The 14,136-nt window shown below is 35.2% G+C and carries 8 protein-coding genes; 3 read left to right on the top strand and 5 right to left on the bottom strand.

Annotated features, from left to right (window positions below; genetic code table 11):
* Positions 1-352: 352 nt before the first annotated feature.
* From SM124_RS08885 to SM124_RS08900, 4 genes are all read right to left on the bottom strand, one after another.
* Positions 353-1,813: an SLAP domain-containing protein gene (locus SM124_RS08885; RefSeq protein ID WP_322446155.1), complete on the bottom strand. Its 1,461-nt coding sequence runs from the start codon at positions 1,811-1,813 to the stop codon at positions 353-355.
* A gap of 17 nt (positions 1,814-1,830) precedes the next feature.
* Positions 1,831-2,589 (bottom strand): hypothetical protein, encoded by a 759-nt coding sequence (locus SM124_RS08890; protein WP_322446156.1) that lies wholly within the window; start codon positions 2,587-2,589, stop codon positions 1,831-1,833.
* Positions 2,590-2,817: 228 nt separating this feature from the next.
* Complete coding sequence (locus SM124_RS08895) at positions 2,818-5,124, bottom strand: bifunctional 2',3'-cyclic-nucleotide 2'-phosphodiesterase/3'-nucleotidase (protein ID WP_322446157.1); 2,307 nt, start codon at positions 5,122-5,124, stop codon at positions 2,818-2,820.
* Positions 5,125-6,119: 995 nt separating this feature from the next.
* Entirely contained in the window at positions 6,120-7,547 is a 1,428-nt protein-coding gene (locus SM124_RS08900; RefSeq protein WP_322446158.1) for a S8 family peptidase, read from the bottom strand.
* Between the two features lie 336 nt (positions 7,548-7,883).
* On the opposite strand from SM124_RS08900, the gene SM124_RS08905 reads away from it, so the two are divergent.
* From SM124_RS08905 to SM124_RS08915, 3 genes are all read left to right on the top strand, one after another.
* Complete coding sequence (locus SM124_RS08905; RefSeq protein ID WP_322446159.1) at positions 7,884-8,234, top strand: hypothetical protein; 351 nt, start codon at positions 7,884-7,886, stop codon at positions 8,232-8,234.
* 115 nt (positions 8,235-8,349) lie between these two features.
* Positions 8,350-9,486, top strand: coding sequence for a hypothetical protein (locus tag SM124_RS08910; RefSeq protein WP_322446160.1), 1,137 nt, complete (start codon positions 8,350-8,352; stop codon positions 9,484-9,486).
* Positions 9,487-9,726: 240 nt separating this feature from the next.
* Complete coding sequence (locus SM124_RS08915) at positions 9,727-11,712, top strand: penicillin-binding transpeptidase domain-containing protein (RefSeq protein WP_322446161.1); 1,986 nt, start codon at positions 9,727-9,729, stop codon at positions 11,710-11,712.
* Positions 11,713-12,098: 386 nt separating this feature from the next.
* On the opposite strand, the gene SM124_RS08920 is transcribed toward SM124_RS08915, so the two are convergent.
* On the bottom strand, positions 12,099-13,493 hold the full coding sequence (locus SM124_RS08920; RefSeq protein WP_322446162.1) for a polysaccharide pyruvyl transferase family protein: 1,395 nt from the start codon (positions 13,491-13,493) through the stop codon (positions 12,099-12,101).
* Positions 13,494-14,136: the final 643 nt, after the last annotated feature.

Here is a 14,136-nt window from a genome sequence, read left to right on the forward strand (position 1 = left end):
TTTTGAAAGGTTACACCTATGATAAATTAGGGGCACTCATAATAAATAAGCCCTGACTCTTGAGGAAAATAGAGACAGAAAAAAAGGTTCATCACAATAAGCGGATGAACCTTATACTAGAAAATCATAACCTTTTTAAGTTCTATTAAACTTGACTAGTGCTTCCCATAGGGGAAGGGCGAGAGGAAACTTTTCCTATATTACTCCAGTCTTCACGTAGTTATCGCAAGGCCCACTGAACCACTTCTCTCGTAGGAGTGAAATACAAGTTACACTCTGCTCCAATTAACCATTAGAAGAAAGTTAACTTGATTTAGTAGAGTTACCAAAACTTCAGAGAGCAACAAAATGATTAATAATAAGTTTTAATGATCTTACTAATAGAAGAAGGAATTTTTTTATAATTAACCCTAGATGATTTCTTTACATAGTAACTCCCACCTACTTTATAGTAAGTAGTACCTTTAATTCTTTTTGTACCATAAACATTTACTTCCGTTCCTTTAGAAAGTGTTCTTTTTTTAGTAAGCTTCCCACTCTTAGAAAGTTGATACTGCTCTACATTGCTTTTTGCTGTTATTTTACCAACTTGACTTTTTTCAACTAAGACTTTGCCCCAAAGTACTTTATAGCTGGCTATTAATTTATATGGAACGGTAGCTGATCCTTCCCCTGAAACTATCTGAATATAGTAAGTCCCTTTAGGTAAGCGTATGGTCTTTTTACCAGTATTAGAATCAAAATGATAAATGTACTCTCCTTTACCATTTAGCAATGTTCCAGACCAGTGATGACCCTTCTTTTTTGCTAAGCTTAAATCCACATGCCCGGTTTGTGGAACGGAGAATTTATAATAGTCGAGGGCTGACGAGCAAGACCAACAAGAGCTATGATACTCTATTGTACCGTTGTATGTACGGTTGGTTTTTATCTTATTGGCCGTTTCCATCGAATCGTTAAATTCTTTTTCGTAATAAGAGCTCTTCTTGAAATCTACTTCAAATTGATATGGGATGTCTACAGAACTATCACTACCTGTAATTAAAATATAGTAAGTTCCTTTTGGTAAACCGATATTTACTTTTTTATAGGTTAGTTTATTATCTTCTACTTCTACTCCACTTAGAGTTGGAAGATATTGAATTTGTTTTCCTTTTACATCTTGAACAGAGAAGTACCAATTTGCTCCAACTTTATTTTTCACAGTTAAGGTGACATTTCCATCAGCAGGAATTTTAAACTTAAAGTAATCTTGGCTAGGTGCACAAGACCAACAATCCTCGGATTCAATAAGACCATTGTACTTTTTGTTGATTAGAATAGGAGTGGCATTTTCCATTGAATCGTTGAATTCTTTTTCGTAGTAATCGGTCTTTTTAAAATCAACTTCAATTTCGTAGGGGACCTTTAATGTTTGGTCATCGCAATTTACTAATAAATAATAGGTTCCAGCAGGTAAACCTAAATCCACACTTGTTTTATCAATGTTATTATCAACCACTTCAACTCCACTGTTAGAGGCAAAGTACTGATACGTTTTTTGTTTTCCATCCATTACAGTCACAAACCATGTCGAGCCTACTTTATTTTTAATTGAAACGTTTACCTTACCATCAGCTGGTAAGGTAAATTTATAATAATCCATTTTTGAGCTATAAGTTTTTTCACCTTGGAAAGGAGTGTTTAAATCGATATAGGTTGCAGTCTCAATGGTATCATTTGGTTCTTGTTCATAGCCTAAAGCGAAACAGCTTGTTGGTAATAAAAAGAATAAAAACGTTACTAGCCATAGTGCTCTTTTTGAAAAATTCATTAGTCTCCCCCTAATAGTTATTTACTTTTATATACAATTGGATAATTACTAAATCTAGAACTCCACTCTTTAAATGTTTTGGGATACTTCTTTTTATAGGATTTTACATTTGAATAATAATGAATTTTTTCCCCGTCTACGATGACAGCTGCCCACATTTGCCCCTTGCTGTTATGCATAACAACAGCTTCCATAATCGTATATAAACCCCGAACTCCACCACTGTATACTTTTGCTTTTAAGTTATCTCGATCAGAGTCCTCATAAATTATTTGCATACTATCTACAAACTTGCTGTAATCCTTTCCAACCATCTTACGAAAAGCATCATTTTGCCTATTTGTTTTGAATACCCCGTTTTTCACTAGATCATAAGTGACCTTTGGCGTTTTTCCTTTTGAATATGTACCACTAAATTCAACACCATTACCTGCGTAATAATAGCATTCGGTGGTTTGAGTCAGAGTAAGCTTGTTACTTTTTACTTTTAAATTTAACTTACATCCTTGTTTATCGTCGAAGCGCGCACTTGTGCCTTTAAATGAAGCTGTCCCTTTTATTTCTCCGACATTTGCACCGTTCCAAGCGTTCAGACTAAACTGGAATTTACTTTTACTTTGCTTCGAAATCTTTAATGTGCCACCACTATGTTTGCTTGTAGCTAACTTCCATGTACCATTCCAATTGACTGATGCAGCTTGTGTTGATATAGCACTAGAATTAAATATAAATAATGCCAAAAGTATAATAATAGATTTTAATAGAGCCTTTTTCATACAATCCTCCCATTGATAGTAATAAGGGAAATTATACCACAGCTATCTGCCGAAATAAGTCGTTTTGAAAAGTTAGGTGCAATATTCCTTAAAAACCATTACTAATAGAAAACAAAAAACCCTTAACGTCGGACTGTCCGATGTTAAGGGTTTTTTTAATATAGTAAAATTACTATCCTCTATGTCAAAGGTATTACACTGACATTACAGAAACATTGCAGGTGCCTGTCACCTTTTAGGGGCAGTTTTGTCTAGAACCGTTACTTCCTTAGAAGAAAGAACTTTCCCTACTTTATCTGTAACAACAACAGTCAATACTGTTCCTGCTTTTTGAGCATCCTTTAAAGTAACAGAGAACTTACCAAATTTATCTATGTGTTTATCTTTACCTAGAACCTTGTTACCTACTTTAACAGTAACCGTGTTACCTTTAGCAATTGGAGCTTTTCCAGTTACTTTTTTATCATAGTTTTTCACAGCGTTAACTACTAATTTAGCATCAACTTCTACTTCAGCAGGTTTTCCTAAGTCAATTTGATACTTACCCCAGCCATCAGCAGTTGTTTCTACAAAAGTAATATTTGTATTATCATCTAATACTTCTTTAGCAACTTCAGGTGCAGAGTTAAATGTTACTTTAGCATTCTCGTTAAACGGAGTAATTCTCCAATTTTTATCAGCAGAAGGATTAATTGTACCTTGTTCCGTGATGTAATCCATTAAGATTTGGCGGTTTTCATCAGCAGAGTCAACAACTAATTTAGCTTTTCCGCCTACAAGACCTGGGAAGTTACCACCGCCACTAGCACGGTAGTTATTTGTTACGACTACGAACTTTTGGTCAGCCTTAACAGATGTACCGTCTGGCATAGTTAGGTTTTTTATACGGTTTGCATTTTCATTAACTAGATTACCGTTTAGGTCATATTTAGCCGGTTGTGTTACATCAATTTCGTATTTAACTCCATCAATAACGTCGAAGTTAAATGTTTGGAAATCATAGTTGATTAGTTCTTGTGCATCTGTTGATTTAGAATCTAGTTGGTTGAATTGACCTGCAGACATTTCTAACCATTCTTTTACTTCAGCACCTGTTAATTCAACCGCTTTTAAAGTATTAGGGTATAGATATAAATCATTGGCACTCTTAATCGAAAGATCGCCAGTAGTAATATTAGTGTAATCAGAAGGACCTTGACGACCTGCTTTAAATGGTGCACCCGCAGATAATACAGGAACTCCTTTGTATTCAGGTAATTTCTCATTAATATACTTTTCTACATACCAAGTTTGTGCGTTGTTTACAATTTGGATTGTAGGATCATCTTGAACACGTGAGAAGAAGCTATACATTGGTGCAGATGTAACACCGATTTTTCCACGTACATATTCTAGTGTGCCTTCGTGAGTTTCTTTGATTGCTTCTACTACTTCAGCATCTGGCCCATCTACCAGAGCAGTTTTAACCGTTTTACCGTCTATTTTTTCAGATTTAAAAATTGGGCGTGCAGCAGATTGTGAATCTGAAACTTGCCATTTACCATCCACTTTTTCTAATGTTAAATCAATAACACCTAAGTTGTTACCCCAGTTACCAGCTTCAACTGCCGCAACTCCGTTAATCGTTCCTTTAGTTGAATCGATGTTTGTACCTGCAAAGCCAGGGAATACTACGTGCTTATGTCCAAAAAGGATAGCGTCAATTCCAGCTACTTTACTTAAAGGTGCAACGGCATTTTCAGCATCTGTGTAGGCTTGAGCATTATCATCATAACCAGTGTGAGCAAGTGCCACAACGATATCTGCACCTTCAGCTTTCATTTGTGGAACAAACTTTTCAGCTTCGGCAACGATATCTTTTGTTTTTACTTGTCCTTCAAGATGTCCTTTATCCCATTGCATAATTTGTGGAGTTACTAAACCAATAACACCAACTTTAATCGTTTGTTTGTTACCAGCTTCATCTACAACCTCTTTATCAATAATTGTATATGGCTTGAATCTATTTATATCGTTTGTATCATCATTATCTTTATCATCATTGTAAACATTAGCACTAACGAACGGGAATTCAGCTTCTTCCATTGCGTTTTCAAGGAAAGGAAGTCCGTAGTTAAACTCATGGTTTCCTAAAGTAGCTGCATCATAAGCTAGTAAATTCAATACTTTATAGATTGGGTGAACTTCTGTTTGTCCTAAACCTTTTACCTTTGCAACATAGTCTGTTAAAGGATTTCCTTGTAATAAGTCACCGTTGTCAAATAATAGGTTATTAGGTTGTTCTTCTCTTGCTTGCTTAATAAGCTGAGCTGTTCTTGCTAAACCGTGTTCAATCGTAGCTTTATCTTGATAGTAATCATAGTCCATGATCATACCGTGAACATCAGTCGTTTCTAAAATACGAAGTTTTACAGAAGACTCTGCTGTTTCAGCTGATTTAACAGTAGAAACTCCAATTGGTGCAGATGCAAGTGAGCTTAGTAATAAAGCGGTTGCAGTTAATTTACTAACGATACCTACTTTTTTATTCCCCATTAAGTACACCTATCCTTTGCTGAATATTCATTTTTTGTCAAAAGACTATTCGTATAAATTCTCGAAAAATTTGTCGAATTTTGAAAATGTGGTACTACCCTCATCATTATATATCCTTTAAAACAAGCATGAATAGTGGAAAATAGTACTGATTTCTTTGCAAGTCTTTTGTTATCCGTCCATATCTTTTAGCTGTTTCGTTATGTAGTGTTAGATAAATGTATGAAAATATGGTGTAATGTCAAAATGAGGTGGGTCAATCTACCTGAACCTTCACACTTGACGATCTAATTATTTGAAATCCTTCTTAAACCCTGAGGCTTAATGACTATATCAGTTCTAAATGATCCACGTTTTCGTTATTGACCCAATCAAGAGTCTATCAAGTTGGCACCTACCACATTAAATAACTGTTCATGAAGCAATCCCAAAAAAACCTATTAGGCGCAATACATACTTAGAAACAAGAATCTAAGCTTTTTATTTTATACAGTTGGTAAATCCCTATTTATAATGGATTTCGCGAAAGGATAAGCACGTAAGAGGAGCTTATATATCTATGGGGAACAAATTCATTAAAATTGAAATTTCCATGATAAAGCTAAAAAGTCATATCAATTGAAAGATAGTTACCAGAAACTAAAAAGAAACTCATTCACGAAAATAGATGAGTTTCTAAAAGATAGTATTAGATTAAAAACAGTAAGAGTTTGAGGTCTCCTCTTTTGATGAAAGAATATCGACTAGTGTGCCAGAGGCAATATGACCTCGAGACAGCACGATTTACTCCGTCGTGTAATGGCGAATTATACGGTAAAATAAGGCTTGAACTAACCAGGTTGAATACCTACAGAATTGAAACGAAGTAGGATATATTCAGGTTTTAGAAGAGTAAGATCCCTTTATAAAAGGGATCTCTCAGTCGTTTATTGTAATTTTCAACTAAAGGTTTCGTTTAATTTATTAGGTGTGCACCAAAATTACATAGTACGCTGTTACCTTAATGCATTATATGCGTTTAAATGCCCAGCTCCAAAGTAGGATCTTTCTTTTCCAGTCACAGGATCAACAGCTGTTTTATATAGAAGATCCTGAAGTTTAGAAGGAGACATCTTACCATACTTATCAATTAATAATGCGGCAACAGCGGATACCTTTGGAGTTGCCATAGAAGTACCAATTGACCAATAGTAACCTCCATCTTCACCCGCGCTTAAATTAAATTCCTTTTCAAATAAACGTTTGGCAAGGTACTCATTAAATCTACCTTCAGCAGCATATTGATTATAAAGTTTTGTATCACCGCCAACAGTAGCAATATCAATGAAACCAGGGCCGTAGTTGGAATAGTCTGCTAGAACATCTTCTTGACCTGTTGCTGAAACAGTTACCACGCCAGGGATAGTTCCGGGTACCTCAAAACCTGCACCTACATAATACAATCCGTTACCACCGTATTCAGCATTTAGATAATTTGTTACTTCTTTCTTATTGGTTGCATTTAATCCATCATTACCTGCAGCAACAACAACCAGTGAACCTTTTTTCGTTACATAATCAACCGCACGTTTATAGGCTTTGAAATCAGCTACATCATTACCCAATGCTTCTTTCTTTCCTGTCTCTGGATCAACATAAAACACCTGACCAAGAATATCAAAGCCACCTAAGCTCATGGATATAATATCAACACCATCATTTGCAGCAGCTATCATGGCATTATAAATCCAACCAGACTCAGCAGAACCTGTGCCAAAAACACGGTATGCACGAATACCCGTGTTAGGTGCAACTCCTAACATAGCTCCATTACCTGCAATTGAACCAGCAACATGGCTTCCGTGACCATGTCTATCGTCAAATGCGTTAATGTCTCCAGTCTCATTTGGCTCCGTTCCTTGGAATCCTCCAGCCGGAACAAAGTTCTTAGATCCATCTAGAAGGTTTCCAACTAAATCGGGATGGTCCCGGTCAATACCTGTGTCAACAATCCCAACTACAACGTTGTGCGAGCCAGTACCTAATTTATAGCTCTCACCATTATTGGTAATTCGTTTAATATCCCATTGCATTTCCCATAGAGCTGCATCAGCAGTATTTACGTTACTCTCGCTTATCCTTTCCGATTTAGGTAGATTCCACTTGATGGATGGATTTGCAGTACTTACATTTGCTAGCCCCTTTAACTTTGTAAACGAAGAAGTAGAGATTTTAACTTGTGCATAACCTATTTCAGGGACAGTGTAAACAACGTCCCCACCTAACTGATTAACTTGCTTACCAAAATCTGCAGGAATAATACTTTGTTTGAATAAAACAGAGTAATAGCCAACAGAACTGGATGAACTCGATCCTAAAACAGTAGGTAAAAAGGTAAATAATAGTGCCAAGCTAAGGAATACAGAAGTAAATCTTTTCATCATTCTCCTCCTTAATAATAGAAATATATGTATTTTCTTTTGGTACAAAGGAAATACAGTATATTTATATTTTGCTTGGCTATAAAAATAACCATGTTTTCGATAATTTTTTACGATATTAGACAAGCCTTAAGTATTCAATCATAGTGCTATTTAAGTCTCGATATATTAATCTATTGCACTTTTTAACAGTCTAGCAGCTTGTTAAAAATAGTAATCAACTATATAACAGTAATATTTCAATTCCATTACAGGTGCCTGTCACCAGCAATAATTATTTTACTAACATTTCCATTGTAGTTATAATAATACTAATAATAGGTATATTGGAGGATTAGTATGAAAGGATTGGGAACATTTTTATTTACACTGCTAACTATTTTTCCTTTCGCATGGTTATTGTATAAGCAAATTAGTACATCTTTAGGACTAAGTAGCTGGGCTAAAAAGTTGAAGAGAAGAGATGCAACACAGTTGGAAGCAGAACAAGCTCTTGCGTTTTTAAAACAAGCTTGGTGGGTACCAAACCATCCAAAGTATTGGGGATGCTGTAAAACAATCTATCACTCCGTGGTAGTTTCAAATGAAGTTAACTTTGAAACTAAAATGACCATATTCAATAGATTAGATAAGCTAAAATGCCACGGGATAGTTAGACCTATTAAACGAAGCAAAGATAAACATGCCTAGTCAATAACATTGTAGAAACAACAGGAAACTTAAGTCGTTGTGGTGTGTTTAGTTGAGCAAAATGTTGCAAAAATATTACAGGTGCCTGTCACCTTTAATGAAAGGGTGGTTGAGTGTGAAGAAGTTAGTGTTGAGTTTGTTGTTTATGTTTGCTGTGGTGGTTAGTAGTGTAGTTCCTTATGGAGATGCAGCGTCGGTGAAGAAGAGTTATAAGCAGGAGTGGGAGAAGGAGTTAGGTTTAGGGGATCGATATCATTCTAATCTATTATTACAGAATAAGGATCAATCTTACTTTGTTGCTGGAAGACAGTTTCATGATGATGGAGACAAAGGTTGGTATGCCAAGTATAGTAAATCAGGTAAATTAGTTTGGGAAAAGAAAACGAATGACTCAGATTATCTATTTGCTTTTCACCGTTCTTCTAGTGAAGTAGAATTATGGAGCTATAATAGAGACGAAATAAATGTTGTTTCTATCGACAAAAATGGTAAAGAAAAAAAACTAGCAAAACTTCCTCAAGATTTTACATATCCTGATATGGAGCAAGTAATTAAAACGAAAGATGGAGGCTATTTAGTCGTTTTAAGTATGGGGGATCAGCACCAATACTTACGTTTAACATCTAAGTTTAAAAAGAAGTGGTCAAAAGTTTATAAGGACAAGGATTATTCTACTTTAAATCATGCCATTGAGACGAAGGATGGTAGTTTCCTCTTTACTGGTTATCAAAATTTTAAGCTACTATTATTAAAAATAGATAAGAACGGTAAACGCAAACTCATTTATCCTTCAACGAATAAAACATTAGCAGCTATTGAAGAAGGAAAACATATTAAACAAACTAGCAAAGGTGAGTATATCATCATTACTGAGACTAGAGGTGATCGATATGCAGACCGTGCTAACCATTTTGTCCATCTAAAAAAGGACTTCTCTTTAAAGAAATCTTACTTAAGCACAGGAATCAATTATTTAATTTATGATGTAGCAGATTCAAAGGATGGAGGCTTCCTCATTACAGGTGGAATGGGAGATTTCATCTATGATTCATATTTTATTAAAGTAACATCTACAGGAAAGAAACTATATGAGAATAAGATAGTAAAATCTGATCCTTATTATAGCTCAACTCAAAGTAATGTCATTGAAACAAAAGACGGAGGGGCATTGGTAGCGAATACTGTGTTTCCTAATCAAGATGCTGCAACCTATGGATACCCACGTCACCTCTTGTTAACAAAATTCAAATAATGTAGTTTGGGAGTCATCGCTAACTAGGATGGCTCTTTTTTTATTGCCGACCGCAAATATTAGGGAATCACAAAGATGTTTGCCATCCCTATTTAAGGATTAGGTCATCCTCGCTATACCTTTTTTACCTCATAATTAGCTATACCAAAAAAGTTAGTAATAAAAATAGCTAAATCTCGTATGCATAGTTAAGAAGACAAGACCCTTTCTCAGGGATAAATACTAAGGAGGGAAAGTGGATTGAAAAAATTCTTATTTTGTGCGGTCCTAATTTTATCCATTGCCATTATGACAGGCTGTAATAAAGAGCCAAAACCAGATGATCGGTTCTCTGAGTACATTGAACTTTGGAATGAACAACAATTTGAGAAAATGTATGAATACCTCACTACCAAAGCAAAGACAAACATTTCAAAAGAAGACTTTGTAAAGCGCTATAAGAAAATTTACTCTGACTTACAAATATCTGATTTGACTATAAAGAAGGCAAAGGTAAAAGAGGAAACAGAAAAGAAGGATGAAAATGTCCAATTATCTTTTTCAGCAAAAATGAATAGTATCGGAGGAAAAATTCAATTTCAGCATCATGCAAACCTTATAAAGGAAGAGAGAAATGAAGAGGAAAATTGGTACATTGACTGGAATACAACATTAATTTTTCCGGAACTAGAGGACGGAGACAAGATTGGACTGTCAACAACCCCTGCCAGGCGTGGGAACATACTTGATAAAAATGGAACAGGATTAGCCATAAATGGTACAGCATATGAAATAGGAGTAGTACCAAAAGAGATGGAAGGCCAAGAAGAACAGGTTATCAGCCAATTAGCTGAATTGCTTGACATTCCAGCAGAAAAAATTAAAAACGCACTCCATGCATCATGGGTAAAGCCTGAACATTTTGTACCAATTAAAAAAATTTCCAAGGACGACGAAGAGCTAAAGGAAAAACTATTTCAGATCCCAGCGGTTCTAAAACGTGATGTTTCAGCACGGGAGTATCCTCTTGGTGAAGCGGCAGCACATTTAATTGGGTATGTTGGACCAATTACAGCAGAAGAATTAGAAAAGCGAAAAGATAAAGGGTATCAAGCAAATGATATTATTGGAAAAAGAGGCTTGGAACAAGTATTTGACGAAAAGTTAAAAGGGGTAAGCGGAGCGAAAATATATATTAAAAAGACAGACGGGTCGGAAGTTCTTATCGCTCAAAAGGAAGTACAAAACGGAGAAGATGTAGCTTTAACAATAGACGCAGGGCTACAAGTAAAAACATATAAAGAACTAGTGGGGGAAGCAGGTACATCAGTTGCCATTCATCCCGAAACAGGTGAAACTCTTGCTCTAGTAAGCAGCCCAAGCTTTAATCCAAATGCCCTTACTTTAGGAGCAACTTCAAATCAATGGAAAGCTTTACAGGAAGACAATTTAAGCCCTCTATTAACTCGGTTTAAAAACACTTATATACCAGGTTCGGTTGTAAAGCCGATGGTCGCAGCAATTGCACTAGAAGCAGGTACGACTGATTGGGAAAAGACGATAAACATTAGCGGCAGAAGCTGGCAGAAGAATGGTTCTTGGGGTAAATATTCGGTGACTCGAGTAACAGATCCAGGTGGGCCAGTTAACCTAGATAAAGCTCTCCTTTACTCTGATAACATTTACTTTGCACAAGCTGCATTAGGAATGGGGAAAGAGAAATTCATTGCTGGTTTAGAAAAATTCAGTTTTGAAGAAAAAATGGAATATTCCTATCCTCTTGAGACATCCACTTATGGAAAAATGGAGTCCGAAGTAGCCCTAGCTGACTCCGGTTATGGGCAGGCTCAAATTGAAATGAATGTGGTTCATCTAGCAGCGACTTACACTCCATTTGTGAATTCTGGAAACATGATTAAACCAATCCTGCTTGCTTCAGAAGAAAAAGGCCAAGTGTGGAAAGAAAAACTAATCAGTGCTGAAAATGTACAAAAGATGAATGCGGCATTAAAAAAAGTGGTAGAAGATCCGAGTGGTACAGCCTACTTTGGTAAACTAGAAGGTTTTTCTTTTGTAGGAAAAACAGGAACAGCGGAATACAAAGAAAAGCAAGGGGAAAACGGGAAAGAAAATGGATGGTTTGTTGCTTATAATGATCATCTTTTAATTACTCTTATGATAGAGGACGTTGAAAATCGTGGGGGTTCTAAAATCGCAGTTCAAAAAGTAAGAAATATTTTAAGATAGCTTTAGGTCTATATCTACAGGTCATTTTTTAGTATATTTATTAGGGAATATAGAGGTTACTTGGTTTTTACCAAAAATGGACAATAGATAGAAAAAATATTAGGAAGTTACAGCAGCAAGATTGATAAGCATTTGGATGTAAAAAAAGAGATGTCTAAAGTAGATAAATATTTCGAGCATTAACACAGGAATGCAAGTCTCAGAAAAAAGAAATTTGCTTCATGATCAGAAAGAATAATGAAAGAATAGGAACAAAAAATCCCAAACGAGAACCTGGAGTTAAACCAACTTCTCGTAGAAAGATTCAACTAGCAAGAAGATTAACAACAAATAAAAGCACTATCCTAGACATAAACAGTCTATAATAGTGCTTTTTTCATCATATCTTATTTACGAGCAAATAAGTCAGCTGTTTTTAATGCTAATCGTACTGCTTTTCTGTTCACAGTACCTTGTAATTTTTTAACTTTCTTATCTCGGTCAGAAAGTTTCTTTTGTGTATCTGATAATTTCTTTTGTAGATCTTCAATTTTGCGAGCCTTTCCACTTACCTCAAGCTTATAAAAATTCTCTAAACGTTCAGCTAATTCATTCATACCAATTCCAGTAATCGTATGAAGCGGAGGAAGAACTTCTACTTCTTTTAACTTTTTATCCATCGGAACATCTGTAGGATATAATGTATCCTTATAAATGTGACCCAAGTTATTTTTATTTAAGAAATCAATAAAGATGTCAAAGTTTTTCGCTTGTACTTTTGTTGGTGCTTGGAAATCAACCTCTTGAACTAGGTGAGAAAGCGTAGTCTTTTCCGTAATTTTATCAGCCATAATATGCGTTAATTGGTGATACTCTGCTAATTCTCTCATACGAGAGTCTTTTGGAATTAAGATACTTGGAGTTCCAGCAATCGTTGCTGTAATGTTTCCGTGTAGTCTTGCTCCGAAACTTAAATCTGCTTGCCCAATGAAGTCAAACCAAGATTGTGCACTTAATGGGAAACGTACTCTGTCATTCATGTATGTTGGATCTGACATACGAACTGGGTAGTTTTCACTCGATTCCACTAAGCGAGGAGCCCCACCATATACTAATTTAAGTTCTTTCATCCATTGAGGGATAAAATAATGGTTTGGATATTCTTCCATACCCCTAGTAATAAAATCAAGAACATTCTTAGGAGACAGACGTGAAGAGTTCACGCATACCATAGAATCTTTAGTGATATTGGTTTCTCTAATATTCAATTCTCTACCAAAAGAGTACATAGAAGGGCAACCAATAACCATATGATCTTTTCCTTCTTTAAAGCCTAATCTAGTAAGGTATTCGGAAGTAATTTCCCCTCTTAGTCCTATGATACTTGACTTCTCTAGTACAGCACTAACAAACGCTTTTACATCTTCATCAAATTCAAAGCCTTCGTTTAACTTTGGTTCAAAAGGAGCTCTTAACCCAACACCAATAACAATCACAGGTATTTTTAATTTTTTTATTAATTGAGTATATTTACGTAAAGAAGGTACAAACTCCTTACGGAAAGCATCGGCTAATGGGATGATATAGGCATCATACTTTTCGTTAATTTCATCAGCAAATTTAGGGTCATAATCGTAGTAATCAGGCGTAATATTAGTATCATTCGTCATTAACGTACGAAAAACACTAAATTGATAAATTAAGTTACCAACGTTCCCTCCGATTGAGTTTTTAGCCATTATGTGAGGTGCGTCGAACGTTTCTAACGGTGACATACCAGCTCTAATAATAAAATTTTTCATATATATTAAGCCCCTTTCTTATTACATCAAGTCATAGCATATTTTTGATTTATATACACATAGGTTTTTTAGGATGTAGATAGCCTTTTTAGTTTATATTTTAAAAATCAAAAATATGTAATTAATTTAACTATAAGGTTAAAACTTATTAAGATAACACTGTATATTGCCTCTTTATTTAGAGATTTTTCTTAGTAAGAATTAAAAAGAAAAAAATCCTATATCAACCAACCTTCAGTTTTGTAAATGGATGAACTCCCTATTATTTAATTTTTGGTGGCGGAATGCATGGACTAAAGATACCCTTTTTAGGTATTAGCTTGTGACATTTTCTTTGGGGAGGGAAGGTGGCAAGGTAGTAGGTACAATTAGTTGTAATTTTTAATCAATATTTAGTTTTCTAATATTTAGTTTTCTAATGTTAGAGAATAAATAGTCTCTCCACCTAATATTAATCCCAATATAAATGGGAATAGGCTTTAAAAAACAATAATAAGTATAGGTTGTATTCGAATAGGACAAGCGTTTGCGCTCCTACTTGAAAAACGAATATTAAACGACTCAAAGAGAGTAACCCAAATTTCGAGTAATAACTCCTTATTTTGACACCATTAGATTTTACCACTTGTTCATTCATACTTCC

It is taken from the genome of Robertmurraya mangrovi (assembly GCF_034427655.1).
Lineage (GTDB): Bacteria > Bacillota > Bacilli > Bacillales > Cytobacillaceae > Robertmurraya_A > Robertmurraya_A mangrovi.

What these genes read in the sequence shown, in the direction of transcription:
- SM124_RS08900 (WP_322446158.1), bottom strand. Translation starts at nt 7,547, where the DNA reads ATGATGAAAAGATTTACTTCTGTATTCCTTAGCTTGGCACTATTATTT.
- SM124_RS08905 (WP_322446159.1), top strand. Translation starts at nt 7,884, where the DNA reads ATGAAAGGATTGGGAACATTTTTATTTACACTGCTAACTATTTTTCCT.
- SM124_RS08890 (WP_322446156.1), bottom strand. Translation starts at nt 2,589, where the DNA reads ATGAAAAAGGCTCTATTAAAATCTATTATTATACTTTTGGCATTATTT.
- SM124_RS08885 (WP_322446155.1), bottom strand. Translation starts at nt 1,813, where the DNA reads ATGAATTTTTCAAAAAGAGCACTATGGCTAGTAACGTTTTTATTCTTT.
- SM124_RS08920 (WP_322446162.1), bottom strand. Translation starts at nt 13,493, where the DNA reads ATGAAAAATTTTATTATTAGAGCTGGTATGTCACCGTTAGAAACGTTC.
- SM124_RS08895 (WP_322446157.1), bottom strand. Translation starts at nt 5,124, where the DNA reads ATGGGGAATAAAAAAGTAGGTATCGTTAGTAAATTAACTGCAACCGCT.